We start from the raw sequence: 17,218 nt of genomic DNA, 5'->3' as shown, positions 1-17,218 counted from the left end.
ACAAGTGTTAGTTTTGTATCAACTTAACGACCTATATACAGTGAACACATTTCATAACATAACATTGTCCCAAGTCTATAAAGAGACGGAGGATACTACGGTCATCGCTTTTGACGTTCCTCAGGAATTGAAAGAGGAATTTAATTACCGGCCAGGACAGTTCTTGACGTTGCGAGCCATAATCAATGGTGAAGATTTACGACGCAGTTACTCGTTATGCAGCAGTCCGCTGGATGATGAATGGAAAGTAGCCGTTAAAGAAATCTTTGAAGGTAAATTTTCTACCTACGTTAATCGCAAATTAAAAACTGGTGATGTACTACAAGTTGCTGCGCCTAGTGGTGATTTTGGAATTGAGGCTGATGATAAAAATGAAGCTAAGAACTATATAGCATTTGCTGCGGGTAGTGGAATTACTCCAATGTTGAGCATTATTAAAACGCATCTCGCTAGCGAGCCAAATGCTAAATTCAAGTTATTCTACCTCAATAGAACGGTAAAATCAATTATCTTTAAGGAAGAAATAGAAGCGCTTAAAAACATGTATTTAAGTCGTTTTGAGGTGTTTTATTTCTTAAGCAGAGAGCGTCGCGATATCCCATTGTTCAATGGACGTTTTGATCAAGAGAAGATGCAAGCACTTACTCAAACCTTAATCAATGCACCACATACAGATCACGCTTTTATTTGTGGTCCAGAAGAGATGATCTTTTTGATTAGAGATGAGCTTGTTGCCGCTGGAATGAAAAAAGAGAACGTTCATTTTGAACTTTTTGTTAGCGGTTTGAGTGATGCCGATAAAGCTAGAGCAGCTGCAGCGCTTGAGAAAAAAGTGGATGGAGTAGATGTGACTATTATAGATGGAAGTAAAGAGTTCCATTTTGTATTAGGTAAAGATTTTGATAACCTGCTCGATGGAGCTATCAATGCTGGAGCAGATTTGCCTTACGCTTGTAAAGGAGGTGTGTGTAGTACTTGTAAGTGTAAATTGGTAGAAGGCTCTGTGGAGATGAAAGTCAACTATGCGTTGACCGATGAAGAAGTAGAAAAGGGATTTGTGTTGAGTTGTGTAAGTGTTCCCACTAGTAAGAAACTAGTCGTGAATTATGATGTGTAAATTGGCTTTTGGCAATTAGCTTTTCGCTTTCGCGAAAGCCTAATAACACAAGATAATAGAATTTAGATTTGAAAATTTAAGAGTTTATCAAAGTTCGTTTACGAGTTAACCACTGTATTTCCTAAAACAGAAATTTATGGACTTACTTCGCAGTTAAGAAGAGCGGCAGTTTCAATAGCTCTGAACATTGCAGAAGGACATGGCGATAGCGATAAATAATTGAATAAGTTTCTAAATATTGCACAAGGTAGTGTCAGAGAATGTGTAGTGTGTTTATCTATTGCGGCATCGCAAGCTTACATTACTAAACAAAAAGAACAGTAGTATAGAATCAAATTAATAGAAATCGGTAAGATGATTACTAGTTTTAAAAAGAAGTTGGATATAAGCTAATAGCAAATTGCTAAAAGCCAAAAGCAAATAAACCATGAGTGAAGCAGAAATCAAAAGTTTAGAAACGCAATTTGACGCTAAAATTGCAAGAGATGAAAAGATCGAGCCTAAAGACTGGATGCCTGAAAAGTATCGCAAGACACATATCAGACAGATCTCTCAACATGCACATTCTGAAATTGTAGGGATGTTGCCAGAAGCAAACTGGATCACTCGTGCGCCATCACTGCGACGCAAAGTAGCCTTACTGGCAAAGGTGCAAGATGAAGCTGGGCACGGTCTTTACTTGTACAGTGCTTGCGAAACTTTAGGCATTACTCGGGAGCAATTGTATGAAGATTTACATTCTGGAAAGGCAAAATACTCTTCGATTTTCAATTACCCAACGATGAGCTGGGCAGACATGGGAGCCATAGGCTGGCTAGTAGATGGTGCTGCGATTATCAATCAAGTGCCCTTGTGTAGCACTTCTTTTGGACCTTATGCTCGTGCGATGGTACGTGTGTGTAAGGAAGAAAGTTTTCACCAGAGACAAGGATATGAAATCATGTTATCGCTGTGTAACGGTACTGAAGAACAAAAAGAAATGGCTCAAGATGCACTGAACCGCTGGTGGTGGCCATCATTAATGATGTTAGGTCCTACAGATGCGGCAAGCACACATACCGAGCAATCTATGAAGTGGAAGTTAAAGCGCAAGACTAATGATGAGTTGCGCCAGCAGTTTATAGACCAGACAGTTCCACAAGCAGAACTCTTAGGATTGACCATTCCAGATGCAGATTTAAAATGGAATGACGAGAAAGGAAATTATGATTTTGGAGAGATCAATTGGGATGAATTCTGGCAAGTGGTAAAAGGCCACGGACCTATGAATAAAAAGCGACTGGACGACCGTCGTGATGCTTGGGAGAATGGATCTTGGGTACGTGAAGCAGCAAGTGCTTATGCGTCCAAACAGAAAGATAGGAAAGAAGAAATCGCTAAAGCGGTTTAAAGATTACCTTAAATCCCTTCCAGCGGAAGGGACCTTTCATTGTTACCTATTAAGGGCAATTTAATTTTTCCCTTTTGGGAAATGTCTGAAGGACAATGGGGCTAGTGCATGAGTAAACCTTTAAACTTAAACTTAAGTTTAAACTTAAATTTAAAAGAATATGAGTCAAGAAACGCCACTTTGGGAAGTTTTTATACGATCTAAAAACGGACTAGAACACAGACATTGCGGCAGTCTACATGCTGAAGATGCAGAGATGGCCATGAACAATGCCCGAGATGTATACACCCGTAGAAATGAAGGGGTCAGCATTTGGGTAGTAGAGTCCACTAATATCACCGCTAGTAGCCCAGAATCTAGTGGTGAGCTTTTTGAACCAGCAACAGATAAAGTATATAGACATCCTACTTTTTATGAGCTGCCTGATGAACTAAAACATATGTAGTTTTAAAAGGAAAATCAAAATCAAAACTAAAATCAAACCATAATGATTGAAAAACCTTATGATGTAGAAGATAGATTGATACTATTTGCAGCAGATGTGGTTAGAGAATTTGATTTTCCGATAAAACATATGCATCAAAATATTATGCGGAACAACTTATCCGTTCCTCCGGAAGTGCTGCTTTAAATTACGGAGAGTTTGCTGGTGCAGGAAGTAGTAAAGACAAGATTAATAAGCTTAGGATTTGTTTAAAGGAATTAAAAGAATGTAAGAATAACTTAAGGATACAACTTAAAGCCAATCTTTTAAAAAACGACCAAACAAATCTAGTAGATGAATCTTTACAGCTCAGTAAAATAGTTGCAACAATTATTAAGAACCAAAAATAAGCGTGCTCAAAATTGATTTTGATTTTGATTTTCGTTTTGATTTTTTAATCATTTCATTGATATGAAACAACCGATAAAAGAGTTGAATCCAAAATTTTTGGAATCAACACAAAACAAGGAACACTTAATCAACTACCTGCTAGGAGTTGCAGATAACTATCTGATTATAGGTCAGCGATTAGGAGAGCTTTGTGGTCATGGTCCTAACCTAGAGCCAGATATTGCATTGACTAACATTTCCCTAGATATGTTGGGACAAGTGCGTAATTTTTATCAATACATCGCCCAGTTAAGAGGAGATAAATCAACAGAGGACGATATCGCATTTCTAAGGAAAGAAAGAGAATATAAAAACGTATTGTTATTAGAACAACCCAACACAGATTTCGGTTATGTGATTGTACGTCAGTTTTTCTTTGATGTGTACAATAAATTATTTCTAAACGCTTTGCAACAAAGTGCCGACGAAACCTTGCGAGCCTTTGCTTTTAAAGGAATTAAAGAAGCGAGTTATCACGAGCGTTTTTCAGGAGACTGGTTAAAACGTTTAGGAGACGGAACAGAACAAAGCAAGAAACGAGTTCAAGAAGCTGTAAATGACCTTTGGGTTTATACCGATGAACTCTTTCAAACCACCACTGCAGATGATGCCATGATTGCTGCGGGAGTAGCGCCAGATATGTCAGCATTTCGGGATACCTACTATGAAAAGATAAAAGACTTACTCACTCTAGCAACACTAGATATCCCAGAAGTAGAGTACTTCCAAAAAGGAGGTAAAGAAGGATTACACAGCGAGCACCTTGGATTTATACTTACCGAGATGCAGTATATGCAAAGGACGTATCCAGATTCGAAATGGTAAGTGAATAAACTCGAACTCGAACCTGAACTCGAACTCGAAATAAAAGAATAAAAAGATAATATGGTTTATAAAGATCTTGCAGAGCGTTTAGAAGATTTTGCTGCTGATATCATCAAGCTTTATATCAAAATGCCTAACTCTTATGCCGCGCAATATCTTGCTCAACAATTGATTCGTTCAGCATGTTCTTCAGCTTTAAATTACGGAGAAGCACTGGGAGCTGGAACAACAAAAGACCGAATAAATAAACTGCGAATTACCCTAAAAGAACTTCGAGAAAGCTTGAGAAACTTAAGGATTCAAAATAAGGCAAATCTTTTAGCGACCGATAGGTGTGAACCTTTACAATCTGAAAATGATGAGCTTATTAGAATAGTAGTAACCTTAATTAAAAAGACAAATGACTAAAGATTCAAGTTCAAGTTCGAGTTCGAATTCAAGTTCGTCTAAAATAGCGAAATCCATTTATTCAGACTTACCTCCATCTATAGTATCCATTCTAGAATCCGTCATGGATCCAGAAATACCTGTTTTAAACGTGGTAGATCTTGGAGTGATTAGAGATGTGGTAGTAGACGGAAAAGAAATCACCATAAAGCTCACCCCTACTTATAGCGGTTGTCCAGCAATGGACGTAATAGGCGACGATTTAGAGAGCGCATTTACGGCTCTTGGATACACAACACATATACAGTTGATCATGAGCCCGCCATGGACGACGGACTGGATCACAGATCGCGGTCGCAAGGCACTGGAAGATTATGGCATCGCTGCACCACTAGAAGAGTCTGCAGACAAGGATGTCCTGCTCAATGAAAAAAAGATGGTGAAGTGCACCAATTGCGGCTCTAAGAATACCAAGCTCGTAAGCCAGTTTGGTTCTACAGCATGTAAAGCCATGTTTCAATGTGAGGATTGCTTAGAGCCTTTTGATTATTTTAAATGCTTGAAGTAATTAGGCTTTCGCGAAAGCCTAATATCTAACATAATTATCAGTTCAATTGTTAGTCTTTAACCAACCAACCAACCAACTTCTTTTTCCATTAATGGCGTAGGATATTTTTTTAATACGTGTTTTTAATCGAATGCTCTAAGAGCTAAGTATGATCTTTAATCGTTGTAATTGTTCTTTTAGCGAAAACAGAACATCATTAACATTATTTTAAGAACCTAGTTTTGTTTGCAGAATAAATTTGGCTTTCCCCTAAGAACATAAAGATGAAAGAACGATTACTTATTACGACTTTTTTGTTGTTATTATCAATAGCATTAAATGCACAGGTAGGTATAAATACCGCTGTTCCTGATACTTCCAGTATGTTAGATATTAGTTCTTTTGATAAAGGAATTTTAATACCCAGATTGGAACTGCAAAGTACAACTGATGTAACAAGCATAGTAGACCCTGCTAATAGTTTACTTGTTTTCAATCTAGTTGCTGTTAATGATGTTAGTGTTGGTTATTATTATTGGAGCACCCCTCTTTCTAAATGGATTAAAATAATTGATCAGCAAGATCAATCAACTAAGTTTGGCACCCTTTTCGCAACTTTTGTAAGTACTAAGACGCAGGTGCAGACGGATATTTTAAATGGTCCCATTGTTTTTAATTACGCCTCAACCAATAGGTATAATACTATTGAAGGAGCTTCTTTATCCGGTAACGATTTAACATTGCCGCCAGGCGACTATATTGTAGAATCATCAGTTTATATAGCGTCAGGTAGTTTTGATTATATATTAAGAATAAACACTGTTCAAAATGGATTAATAGGGACTATGGCTTCTGTAAAGACTCAAATTGAAATAGTTCAACAAAAACAAATTGCCGTATTTACAACTACCGAAACTTCTACGGTTGACTTTATTGCAACTGATTCTTCTGGGGAAGATATAAATGGTTTTATAGATGTAAATCCTGATTTATCTTATCTAAAAATTACTAAGCTGTAGTTTTTAAATTTACCAATAGATAGGAGCTATTTGGATCTTAGGTTTAAAGAGCCTCTAAAAAATCTAATATGGATCTTTTGGTAATGCTTGTTATGCTTTTGCGAAAGCAAAACTTCTATGATAACTATAGAGATTAAAACATTACTCTTTTAGCAACTTAATGCTGGCTACTTTTCCTTCAAAGTTTACCTTCAAAATATAAAATCCAGAATTAATAGCGTTTAGAGTAAGTTGGCTATTTGAAATGTGTCCGCTCCATACTTCTTTACCATCTAGGGAATACAATTGTGCTTTTCCAGTAGCTATATTTTCAAAGAATAAGGTGTTTCCTTTAAGTGGAATAGGGTAAACAGCTCCTAAACGTACATCACTTAAAGATGCAGGTACGTCAAAGCTAGTGAGCCAAGTTTCTGTAATTACTGGAGCATTGTAATCAAAAAAGATACTGGCACTCGCAGCGATAACATCACCTACCGCATATCCAGGCAAAGGTTTAATTCTATATCTTATGAATCCATTGCTGGCCTCAGGATTATTTACCTCTGGAGCAAGTTGAATATGATCAAAAAACCAATCTAGGTCACTAGCATTTTTAGTATAGGTAAAATTATGACTGGCTGTAATCATCTCAAAAGTCGCTGGATCAAGTTGTGGATCTAGTGTAGAAAGCACTCTCACAAATTGCGCGCTGGCTGTTCCTAGGTTTTGGAAACGGATCGTGTATTCTAAGTAATCCGTATTTGAAAAAGTATTAATTGGTATTATCTCGCCTCTAGCCTCGGCCACATCATTAGGATCATAGGAGGCCACTACATCTACATTTAAAGTGGCTGTATTATTTGATACATCGTTATCGATAGAAGTTGGGTTTATAGCAGCTGTATGAGTAAATGTATCTCCTATTTGGACTCCATTTATAGGTGTAGACAGTAATACATAGAAACGATTTTGATCAAAATCATTTAAAGAGTATGACATACTCAAACTGCTAGCACTAGCATTTAAAGTAGCCGTTCCATTTAATAGTAAGTCTGTACCGTTTGAATCAAATAATGAGACAATACCAGCTCGTGGGTCGTAGTTAAACTGAAAAGTACCAGAAGCCGTGCCTGTATTGATGTTGTCAATAATAATAGAAACAACACTTTCAAAACCAGGATTAGGTGATATGAAGTTAGCTAAATATACAGAAGTATCTCTATTTGAAGAAGAAACTTCTGATACTGCAAAATCAAGCACGGTAGTGGAACCGCTGGTTGTGGTAATATCATCAAAAAACGCTGTGTTTACAGTGAAGAATCCATTGTTGTTACCCATAGTTGCGGTAATATCATTAAGTTGGTTACCTGGAGAAAAGTCAAGTTTAAAAACTGCATTGCCAGTTCCATTATTTATTACAGCACTAGTTGTAGGATCATTGTTAGATATAAATTCAAAATCTACATGAGGTACGTTTATTTCATTTGATTCTCTGGTTCCGTTGTTATTTGTGTCAAGAAAGGCTCCAGCTTGTAGAGTTCCAATATTGCTATTAGGCACAAATCCATTTTCATACACAAATTGAGAAGCTAGAGTAAGTTCTAAACTAAAAGGAACGCCTCCATCGATAGGTTGATAGTTTACAAAAGCAGCAGGAAGTGATGATCTGTCGATTACGGCTAAGTTTTCAGTAAACAAAATTCCGTCTGGTAAATACCACCATCCAGTCTCGTTTGTTTGAAGAATGGCTTGGTTACCTATATCATCTGCCACGTTGATAGTTACTCCTGGAATAATTCTATCAGAATCTGGGTCATAACTACTATTAAGATTGTCATCTACATAGATGACCCCATAGTTTTGAGGTTCTGAAATAAAATAATTAGAATACCCATCATCTACTCGATTTCCTTGCGTATCATTTCCATCTGATAGTTCTGTTATGGTAGTACTATTCATTGTCCCGGTTACCGTTGCCTGCGTACCGCCTAAAAATGGTATCATACCATTTACTCGATTGCCTGAGATGGCAATTCTCCCAGTAGCTGTTGCACTGGCACTCGGAGAAAGAGTAGAAGGGTTTAAAACAAAACTATTTACTACTGCATCTGGATGATTAATCGTTATGTTGGTTATATCACTTGAGGAGTTGTTTGTAATGATATATGTAATATCGCTATAGCCTCCTAGACGAGCAGATGTAGCATCCATATCAAAATCAAGTTCGTTTTGAGCAGTAGCAAATAGTGTAAAAAGAACAGCAATTAAAAAATTACCTATTTTCATGGTGGTTATTTGCTATGAAATTAATCAATCCTAATACAACCTTGGCAATCATCAGGTTGATTTATTATTAAAAATATGGCGGTGTTCTCGCTTTCGCGAAAGCCTAACAACCATTATCTTTATAAAAATTAAAAAGATCCATGTCAGATTCCATCCTCTTGCAAGTCGAAAACGGCGTTGCTACCATAACTCTAAACAGACCAAAAGTATTTAACTCGTTCAACCGTGAAATGGCTTTTGCTATGCAAGACGCACTAGATCAATGCGCTACAGATGAGGAAGTAAGAGCAGTTTTGATTACAGGTGAAGGAAAAGCATTCTGCGCAGGACAAGACATTCAAGAAATAACTAATCCAGAGTTGCACCCAGGTTTTAAAGCCATCCTCGATGATCATTACAATCCTATAGTTTTGAAGATTAGAAATCTAGAAAAACCGGTAATAGCTGCTGTTAATGGAGTTGCTGCTGGAGCAGGCGCAAACCTGGCATTGTGTTGTGACGTAGTTATCGCCACAGAAAGTGCCGCTTTTATTCAAGCTTTTTCTAAAATAGGATTGATTCCAGATAGTGCCGGGACTTTCTTTTTACCTCGATTGATAGGATTTGGTAAAGCAAGTGCTGCTATGATGTTAGCCGATAAAATTTCAGCAACCGAAGCAGACCAAATGGGAATGATTTACAAAGTCGTAAAGGATGATGAGTTTTTCGCTTTCGCGAAAGCGACCTCACAAAAACTAGCAGATCTACCTACAGTTGCGTTAGCCAACACAAAAAAAGCCTTAAACCAGTCCTTTTCTAATACCGTAGAAGAGCAACTCGCACTGGAATCCAAACTTCAAATTGAAAGTGCCGCCACTGAAGATTACGCCGAAGGTGTCGCCAGTTTTATGGAAAAACGCAAGCCAGTTTTTAAAGGCAAGTAAAGGGATTTACGATATTGGATATTTGATTTGCGATTTTTGATTTAAAAAATGGAAATATGAAAGCTCAGGATTTAGAAAACAGATTAATAAATTTTGCAGTTTCAATTATCAAGGGCTGTAAGTATGTAGATAAAAGCTTTGCTTCAGAACATTTATCAAAACAATTAATACGCTCTTCAACTTCCATAGCTCTTAATTATGGAGAAGCGCGCGGCGGCGAATCTACAAGAGATTATCTTCATAAAATGAAAATTTCTCTCAAAGAACTGAGAGAAAGTTATATCAATCTTAAAATTATTAAGGGTGCTGAATTAATGAGTAAAATTGAAACTTTAGATCAATTGATTGATGAAAATAATCAATTAATATCAATTTTTGTCGTGAGTATCAAAAATACCAAGACTCAGTAAATCAAAATTCTAAACTCTAGAATCAAAAATCTTTAGATGGAAAATCAAAAATCAAAAATCAAAAATCAAGATTCATATATCTCCAAAGTAGGAGTCATAGGCGCTGGAACCATGGGAAGTGGTATCGCTCAAGTAGCTGCCACAGCAGGTTGTCAAGTAAAACTATTTGATGTCAATCAAGAACAATTGGATAAAGCAGAAGCGGCTCTTGAAAAAATAATGAATCGGCTTATTGAGAAAGGAAGAATTGACCTTGACGAGAAAAACCGCATACAGTCTAATATTTCTTATGTGAGTGCGATCAAGGATTTATCAGATGCTGATTTAACCATCGAGGCGATTGTAGAGAATCTCGATATCAAGAAAAAAGTATTTCAGGAGTTAGAATCACATGTTTCTCAAGATTGCATTATTGCTTCTAATACCTCTAGTTTAAGTATTGCGAGCATTGCCGCATCTTTGGTTAAACCAGAACGTTGTATAGGAATTCACTTTTTTAATCCAGCTCCTTTAATGAAGTTGGTGGAGGTAATTCCAGCAGTGCAAACCGCTCAAAATGTCATAGATACTTGTGTTGCTACCGTTGAAAACTGGAAGAAAGTAGTGGCTGTGGCTAAGGATACGCCAGGTTTTATCGTAAATCGAGTGGCGCGACCTTTTTATAGTGAATCCCTGCGTATTTATGAGGAAGGAATGGCCAGTTTTGCCACTATAGATTACGCATTAAAGTCATTAGGTTTTAAGATGGGACCTTTTGAACTCATGGATTATATAGGTCATGATGTAAATTATGTGGTGACAGAGACGGTCTTCACAGCTTTCTATTTTGATCCCCGTTACAAGCCGTCCTTGACTCAAAAGAGATTGGTCGAGGCAGGCTGGCTAGGTCGCAAATCAGGACGCGGATTTTATGATTATGTGAATGCAGATAGCGAGCAGGCTTTCGCGAAAGCGGAACCAGAAAAATCACCTGAACTGCTTAAAGAAATCCAAGATCGCGTATTGGTAATGCTCATCAATGAGGCTGCAGACGCCTTATTCTTAAATATTGCCACTGCTCATGGAATAGACAGTGCCATGACCAAAGGCGTAAATTACCCTAAAGGATTGCTGGCTTGGGCAAACGAAAAAGGAATCGACTGGTGCGTGAATGGACTGGACGCTTTGTATGATGTATATAGAGAAGATCGCTATAGATGCTCACCTTTATTAAGGAAAATGAAGCAAAGCGGATTGGTCTTTGAGTCTCTGAGTCTTTGAGTCCCTAAAAGGAAAAATTAAATTAAATATGTTTAAAAGTGAGTATCATTTTAAGTTGGAAGATTTAATTGTTGACAGAAATTGGAAAAATGATCTCAGCCTCGATACAAAGTCCTAAAAATAAAGAACACTTTTAATCACCAAATCACCAAATCACCAAATCACCAAATCACCAACTCATCAACTCACCAAAACCATGACTCAAAAACTAGACGGAAAAAAGATACCTGCAAAAATGCTTTCGTTAGATCCTTATTCTACTTGGTTAGGGATGGAGATTTTATCGGTAGAAATAGGATGTGTAAAACTGGGAATGAGCATACGACCAGAAATGCTCAATAGCATGGGGAAAGCACATGGCGGCATTACTTACGCGTTGGCAGATACGGCTTTTGGTTTTTCGTCCAACACACATGGTAAATTTGCCGTTTCAATTGAGACCAGTATCAACCATATCGAAGCACTAGAAGAAGGCGATTACATCACCGCCGAATGCACCCTTGATAAAACCAAAACCAAAGTAGGTTTCAACATCGTTGAGGTAAAAAAAGGCGACGAGCTGGTGGCGCTTTTTAAGGGAGTTGTTTTTAGGACGAATAAGGATTGGGAATAATCTAGAAGATTGGTTGATGTGATGATTAGAAGAATAGTTGTCTTATTTTCGTAAAATGAGTAGTAAATATCATTTTGCTTTTGAAAAACTAGATGTTTATACTAAGTCTATCGATTTTGGTGAACATGTTCAAGTTCAAATAAAGCAATTCCCTAAAGAAGAATTATATGCATTGTCAAGTCAATATAGACGCGCTGCTGATTCCATAGCACTTAATATAGCAGAAGGTTATCCAGGAAGTGATGCTCAATTTATTAAACACTTGAACATCGCAATTTATAGCGCAAATGAATGTGTAGTTTGTAGTACAAAAGCTAGACTGCGATTATACATATCTGATCAGGAAGATGAAGAAAATCGTATGTTAATAAGTGAATTAACAAAAATGTTATCTTCTTTTAGAAAATATATAAGAAATAAAACACCTTAATCCACTAATCCACTAATCCACTAATCCACTAATCCACTAATAAATGAACACATACATCATCGACGGAGTAAGAACTCCAATAGGAAGCTACAAAGGAACTTTATCGACCATACGGCCAGATGACCTTGCAGCACACGTTATAAAAACTGTCGTAGAAAGAAATCCCAACATACCAAAAGACGCCTATGCAGACGTGATCATGGGTTGTGCCAATCAGGCTGGAGAAGACAACCGCAACGTAGCGCGTATGGCTGGATTGCTGGCAGGATTACCAGTTTCGGTTCCTGGAGAAACAGTGAATAGATTGTGTAGCTCTGGATTGAGTGCTATAGTTCATGCGCACAGAGCCATACAAACAGGAGATGGAGAGGTGTTTATTTCTGGTGGAGTAGAGAACATGACTCGAGGGCCACTGGTCATAGCAAAGCCTAGTAGCGCTTTTGGTACCGACTCTAAGATGTATGATTCTAGTTTTGGCTGGCGATTTGTCAATCACAAAATGGCCGAAATGTACGGTGTAGACGGTATGGGGAATACCGCTGAAAATCTAGTAGAAAAACATACTATTTCTAGAGAAGATCAGGATGCCTTTGCTGCTTGGTCACAACAAAAAGCAGCTGCTGCACAAAAATCAGGAAGATTTGCTAAAGAAATTGTAGCAGTAGAAATCCCACAACGCAAAAAAGATCCGATTATCTTTAAGGATGACGAATTTATACGTCCAGGTACGACCAAAGAAGTTCTTGCAAAACTGCGTCCAGCTTTTAAAAAAGAAGGTGGCTCTGTTACTGCAGGAAACTCAAGTGGGTTAAACGACGGTGCGGCGGCGACTATTATTGCCAGTGAAGATGCCGTTAAGAAATACAACTTAAAACCTATCGCAAGAGTGGTGAGTAGTGCCGTAGTAGGTGTAGAACCTAGGATCATGGGAATAGGACCTGTTGCAGCTAGTAATAAAGCACTAGAGAAGGCAGGCCTTTCTATGGATGATATGGATGTGATTGAATTGAACGAGGCTTTTGCATCGCAAGCACTTGCTTGCACCAGAGCATGGGGACTGGCTGATGATGATCAACGCATCAATCCTAATGGGGGTTCTATTGCTATAGGTCATCCATTAGGTGTTACAGGAACACGTCTTGCTTACAGCGCAGCATTAGAGCTTCAACTGACTGGTAAAAAATACGCATTGATCACCATGTGTGTGGGAGTTGGACAGGGTTATGCGATGGTAATTGAAAATGTGAGTTAGATGGAACTAACTAACACTTGTTAGTTTTTGCCAGTTGTTTTGTATTTTCGTGGAAAGGTTTGGATTCCGCTTCCGCGAAAGCGATAAAAAGACAATTTTTATAAAAAAATTATGATCTTAGAAAGTTACATCAATGGCCAGTGGCAAGCTGGTGAAGAGAAGTCTGCAAGCAACATGTACGACGCAATTACTGGTGAAGTAATAGGACTTACCAGCACCGAAGGACTGGATATAAAGTCTGCGTTAGAATACGGGCGTGATCACGGAAAAGTCTTGCGAGACATGACCTTCCAGCAACGTGGGAACATGATTAAAAAGCTGGCACTTTATTTAAATAAGAGAAAAGCTGCTTTTTATGAAATAAGTTACCGAACAGGAGCCACTCGAGCAGATAGTTGGGTAGATATAGAAGGAGGATTTGGTAACTTGTTTGCCAATGCGAGCTTGAGAAAGTTATTTCCAGATCAGTCATATGCCGTAGAAGGCGACCCTATAGACCTATCTAAAGGAGGACGTTTTATGGCGCATCATATTTTGGTGCCTCGCAAAGGAGTTGCGGTACATATCAATGCCTTTAACTTCCCAGTTTGGGGAATGTTAGAAAAATGTGCGGTCAACTGGATGGCTGGAATGCCAGCAGTTGTATTGCCAGCACCACAAACAGCTTTTTTAACAGAGGCCGTAGTACGTGAAATTATCAATTCTGGAATATTACCAGAAGGATCTTTACAGTTATTAAGCGGTTTAACAACAAACATATTAGATACGGTCAACTCTCAAGATGTGGTCACATTTACAGGTAGTGCACTAACAGGAAGAAAATTAAAATCACATCCTCGTTTGCTGGAGGAGTCTGTTCCATTTACTATGGAAGCAGATTCATTGAACTCCTCAGTACTAGGGCTAGATGCGGTTCCAGGGACTCCAGAGTTTGACATATTTATCAAGGAAGTCCGCAAAGAAATGACTTCTAAAGCCGGTCAGAAATGTACAGCGATAAGGAGAATCTTGGTTCCAGAAAACCTGATGGAAGATGTGCAAATTGCTCTTGGAAAACAACTTTCTAAAACGGTAATAGGAGATCCGTTGTTAAGAGAAACTCGTATGGGTGCCTTGATCAATGAGAATCAAAAAACTGCGGTAAAAGATCAAATTAGTAAAATAGCAAAAACCGCAAAATTAGTCTATGGAAGCATGGATGAGGTAGAGGTTTTGGGAGACCGCGCTCAAAAAGGGGCGTTTATGTCCCCTATTTTAATGCGAGAAGACCAGCCCTTTAAAAACACATCGGTTCACGAGATTGAATGCTTTGGTCCTGTGAGCACGTTGATGCCTTATAAAAATATAGATGAAGCGATAGAACTGGCTCATATGGGTAAAGGTTCTTTGGTGAGCAGTGTGGTTACTAATGATGACGCTTTCGCGAAAGCGTACACCATCAACGCCGCATCATCTCATGGGAGAATATTAACTTTAAATAGAGACAGCGCGCCACAATCCACAGGTCATGGATCGCCATTACCATTACTGGTACACGGAGGTCCGGGAAGAGCTGGTGGTGGTGAGGAAATGGGCGGTTTGCGCGGTATCAAACATTATATGCAACGTTGTGCGGTGCAAGGAAGTCCAACTTCGTTAACTGAAATCACTGGGATTTACCAGCCTAATGGAGCTTACAAAAAGACGGAGAACCATCCGTTTTCTTACCATTATGAAGATATCCAACCAGGCATGAGTCTGGAGACTCATAAAAGAACTCTCACAGATAGCGACATTCAGAGTTTTGCCAATCTTACTTGGGATCATTTTTATGCCCATACCGATATTACCAGTTTAGAAGGAAGTATTTTTAAGAAGCGCACAGCTCACGGTTACTTTATTATTAGTGCTGCAGCAGGACTTTTTGTGTATCCTAATAAAGGACCCGTAAGTGCCAACTACGGTCTAGAAGACATTCGCTTTTTAAGACCTTTGTATCATAATGATACAATTTATGTACGACTTACTTGTAAAGAAAAAAGAGAACGAGATGTAGCTGGTCGAGAGCATCCATCTGGGATCGTAAAATGGTATGTAGAAGTTTTTGACGCAGAGCCAGTAGATTATGAAAACGGCAAGACGGATGAGGAAGCTACGGCACTTGTTGCCGTTGCCACTATCTTAACCATGGTAGAGAAAAAGCAAACTGTTTTTTCAGAAATTACAGAGAGCTATATTAAATCTTCCTTGTCAAAATTAAAAGAAGATGCAACACCTCATTGGGGAACGTTGACCCCACAGCACATGGTAGAACATCTAGAAATGAGTTACCGTATTGCCAGTGGAGAGATCCAAGACTTTGAAGTAGCTACTCCAGATGAATATCTAGAAAAAGTAGCTGCAACCTTGTGGAACTTTGATAAAATGCCTCAAAACCATAAAATGCCATTTATGAAAGATGGTGCACTGGAAGATTTAAAGCATGCCGACTTAGAAACTGCGAAAACGCAATTGCTGGAAGCAAGAAATAAATACTTAGATTTTTACAAAAGAAATCCAAAAGCAACAACTAAGAATGCTGTTTTTGGAGCTTTGAGTAAATATGAATGGACCTTGTTGGAGAGAAAGCATTTAAGTCATCATTTTGAACAGTTTGGTATAGTAGACTAATGTCAAGCCGTCGCAGGACGGCTTCGCTACATCACTAACGAGAAGATTATGAAATCAATGTACACCTACATCATGGCTCATATGAAGAACAAACTATTTTATGTAGGCGTTACAAACAATATAAAGCAACGTACTTTTGACCATAAGCAAGCCACTTTTGAAACGCATGTTGGCAAGTACAATATCAAACAGCTGGTGTGGTATGAGCATCATGATACGCCACTAGAGGCGATCAATAGAGAAAAGTTGATTAAAAAATGGAAAAGAGTATATAAAATAAATTTGATTGAAAGCAGGAATCCTGAGTGGAACGATTTAGCAGCGGATTGGGATTTTACAGGATATGTAACGAGTAAAGAGAGATTTGAATAAACACTGAGACAATTATTACGCGAAACCGCTCTGCAGCGGCTTGACATCTAGGACGTCAATGCGCTGAAGGGTGCGTTCGCTTCATACAAACTTAAAAGCCTATAAATATGAGTGATCCCTACGTAAAAAAACAAACAGAAAACGCAATAACAACCATAGAATTCTTTCACCCGGCACACAATTCATTGCCTGGTGCTATTCTAGCAGAACTAGCACAAGCGATTACCGATGCAGGGAATGATGAGGCTACAAAAGTGATCGTATTAAAATCTGGAGGAGAACGCACTTTTTGTGCTGGAGCAAGTTTTAAAGAATTGATAGCCATAAATGATGAAAAAACTGGCGAAGTATTCTTTTCAGGTTTTGCAAATGTGATCAATGCGATGCGCAAATGTCCTAAGTTCATTTTAGGTCGTGTCCAAGGAAAAACCGTTGGAGGTGGAGTAGGAGTTGCCAGTGCGACAGATTATTGTTTTGCAACTCAATTTGCCAGTATCAAACTGAGTGAACTCAATATAGGAATAGGTCCATTTGTGGTGGGCCCAGCAGTAGAACGCAAATTAGGATTGACGGGCATGAGCCAGATTGCTATCAATGCAAACGAATTCTATTCCCCAGAATGGGCTAAGAACAACGGGCTTTTTGCTGAGGTTTATGATTCTACAGAAGAAATGGATGCGGGAATTCAGGCGTTTGCTGAAAATTTGTGCACCTATAATCCAGATGCTATGGCCGAAATGAAAAAGATGTTTTGGACCGGCTGTGAAAATTGGGACCAATTGCTTTTTGAAAGAGCTAAGATCTCCGGGAGATTAGTCTTAAGCGAATTTACAAAGGAAACCTTGAAGAGATTTAAGTAGATTTAGGCATGAGGCATGAGGCATG

General features: G+C 38.4%; 19 protein-coding genes and 1 pseudogene. 19 read left to right on the top strand and 1 reads right to left on the bottom strand.

The window, feature by feature from the left end; genetic code table 11:
• Nucleotides 1-40: 40 nt before the first annotated feature.
• The 10 genes and pseudogenes from CW736_RS01000 (at nt 41) to CW736_RS00960 (ending at nt 6,159) form a co-directional block, all read left to right on the top strand.
• A complete protein-coding gene (locus tag CW736_RS01000) occupies nt 41-1,117 on the top strand; it encodes a 2Fe-2S iron-sulfur cluster-binding protein (protein WP_101012146.1) in 1,077 nt (358 codons plus the stop codon).
• A 132-nt stretch (nt 1,118-1,249) separates the two neighbouring features.
• Nucleotides 1,250-1,441: pseudogene (locus tag CW736_RS14235) on the top strand (four helix bundle protein).
• A gap of 103 nt (nt 1,442-1,544) precedes the next feature.
• Nucleotides 1,545-2,507, top strand: a complete 963-nt coding sequence (gene paaA, locus CW736_RS00990; RefSeq protein ID WP_101012145.1) for a 1,2-phenylacetyl-CoA epoxidase subunit PaaA — start codon at nt 1,545-1,547, stop codon at nt 2,505-2,507.
• Nucleotides 2,508-2,667: 160 nt separating this feature from the next.
• The gene (gene paaB, locus CW736_RS00985) at nt 2,668-2,952 is read left to right on the top strand and encodes a 1,2-phenylacetyl-CoA epoxidase subunit PaaB (RefSeq protein WP_101012144.1); all 285 of its coding nucleotides are present in this window, start codon (nt 2,668-2,670) and stop codon (nt 2,950-2,952) included.
• A 42-nt stretch (nt 2,953-2,994) separates the two neighbouring features.
• Entirely contained in the window at nt 2,995-3,138 is a 144-nt protein-coding gene (locus CW736_RS14230) for a hypothetical protein (protein ID WP_232735375.1), read from the top strand.
• On the top strand, nt 3,111-3,341 hold the full coding sequence (locus CW736_RS00980; RefSeq protein WP_232735451.1) for a four helix bundle protein: 231 nt from the start codon (nt 3,111-3,113) through the stop codon (nt 3,339-3,341). Before CW736_RS14230 ends, CW736_RS00980 begins: the two co-directional genes overlap by 28 nt.
• 61 nt (nt 3,342-3,402) lie before the next feature.
• Nucleotides 3,403-4,206, top strand: a complete 804-nt coding sequence (gene paaC, locus CW736_RS00975; RefSeq protein WP_101012143.1) for a 1,2-phenylacetyl-CoA epoxidase subunit PaaC — start codon at nt 3,403-3,405, stop codon at nt 4,204-4,206.
• Between the two features lie 60 nt (nt 4,207-4,266).
• A complete protein-coding gene (locus CW736_RS00970) occupies nt 4,267-4,614 on the top strand; it encodes a four helix bundle protein (RefSeq protein ID WP_101012142.1) in 348 nt (115 codons plus the stop codon).
• Entirely contained in the window at nt 4,607-5,161 is a 555-nt protein-coding gene (gene paaD / locus CW736_RS00965; RefSeq protein ID WP_101012141.1) for a 1,2-phenylacetyl-CoA epoxidase subunit PaaD, read from the top strand. The genes CW736_RS00970 and paaD overlap by 8 nt, the downstream gene beginning before the upstream one ends.
• 263 nt (nt 5,162-5,424) lie before the next feature.
• The gene (locus tag CW736_RS00960; protein ID WP_101012140.1) at nt 5,425-6,159 is read left to right on the top strand and encodes a hypothetical protein; all 735 of its coding nucleotides are present in this window, start codon (nt 5,425-5,427) and stop codon (nt 6,157-6,159) included.
• A 141-nt stretch (nt 6,160-6,300) separates the two neighbouring features.
• Here CW736_RS00960 and CW736_RS00955 read toward each other — a convergent pair whose 3' ends face one another.
• Nucleotides 6,301-8,424 (bottom strand): T9SS type A sorting domain-containing protein, encoded by a 2,124-nt coding sequence (locus tag CW736_RS00955; RefSeq protein WP_101012139.1) that lies wholly within the window; start codon nt 8,422-8,424, stop codon nt 6,301-6,303.
• A 140-nt stretch (nt 8,425-8,564) separates the two neighbouring features.
• Here CW736_RS00955 and CW736_RS00950 point away from each other — a divergent pair, with 140 nt between their 5' ends.
• The 9 genes from CW736_RS00950 to CW736_RS00910 all read left to right on the top strand — a co-directional run bounded on the left by CW736_RS00950 (nt 8,565) and on the right by CW736_RS00910 (nt 17,193).
• On the top strand, nt 8,565-9,347 hold the full coding sequence (locus CW736_RS00950) for an enoyl-CoA hydratase-related protein (RefSeq protein WP_101012138.1): 783 nt from the start codon (nt 8,565-8,567) through the stop codon (nt 9,345-9,347).
• Between the two features lie 56 nt (nt 9,348-9,403).
• Nucleotides 9,404-9,757, top strand: a complete 354-nt coding sequence (locus CW736_RS00945; protein ID WP_101012137.1) for a four helix bundle protein — start codon at nt 9,404-9,406, stop codon at nt 9,755-9,757.
• 36 nt (nt 9,758-9,793) lie between these two features.
• Nucleotides 9,794-11,017 carry a 3-hydroxyacyl-CoA dehydrogenase NAD-binding domain-containing protein gene (locus CW736_RS00940; protein WP_101012136.1) on the top strand — a complete coding sequence of 408 codons (1,224 nt, stop codon included), beginning with the start codon at nt 9,794-9,796 and terminating at the stop codon, nt 11,015-11,017.
• Between the two features lie 196 nt (nt 11,018-11,213).
• Nucleotides 11,214-11,630, top strand: coding sequence for a PaaI family thioesterase (locus CW736_RS00935; RefSeq protein WP_101012135.1), 417 nt, complete (start codon nt 11,214-11,216; stop codon nt 11,628-11,630).
• 55 nt (nt 11,631-11,685) lie between these two features.
• Nucleotides 11,686-12,060 (top strand): four helix bundle protein, encoded by a 375-nt coding sequence (locus tag CW736_RS00930; RefSeq protein ID WP_101012134.1) that lies wholly within the window; start codon nt 11,686-11,688, stop codon nt 12,058-12,060.
• Between the two features lie 43 nt (nt 12,061-12,103).
• The gene (locus tag CW736_RS00925; protein ID WP_101012133.1) at nt 12,104-13,312 is read left to right on the top strand and encodes an acetyl-CoA C-acyltransferase; all 1,209 of its coding nucleotides are present in this window, start codon (nt 12,104-12,106) and stop codon (nt 13,310-13,312) included.
• 111 nt (nt 13,313-13,423) lie between these two features.
• Nucleotides 13,424-15,961, top strand: a complete 2,538-nt coding sequence (gene paaZ / locus CW736_RS00920; RefSeq protein ID WP_101012132.1) for a phenylacetic acid degradation bifunctional protein PaaZ — start codon at nt 13,424-13,426, stop codon at nt 15,959-15,961.
• 48 nt (nt 15,962-16,009) lie between these two features.
• Entirely contained in the window at nt 16,010-16,333 is a 324-nt protein-coding gene (locus CW736_RS00915) for a GIY-YIG nuclease family protein (RefSeq protein WP_101012131.1), read from the top strand.
• Nucleotides 16,334-16,440: 107 nt separating this feature from the next.
• A complete protein-coding gene (locus CW736_RS00910; protein WP_101012130.1) occupies nt 16,441-17,193 on the top strand; it encodes an enoyl-CoA hydratase/isomerase family protein in 753 nt (250 codons plus the stop codon).
• Nucleotides 17,194-17,218 lie beyond the last annotated feature (25 nt).

It is taken from the genome of Nonlabens sp. MB-3u-79 (assembly GCF_002831625.1).
Classification (GTDB): Bacteria; Bacteroidota; Bacteroidia; order Flavobacteriales; family Flavobacteriaceae; genus Nonlabens.
The sequence above is the reverse complement of the archived record's forward strand: the minus strand, read 5'-3'. Positions and strand labels throughout refer to the sequence as shown.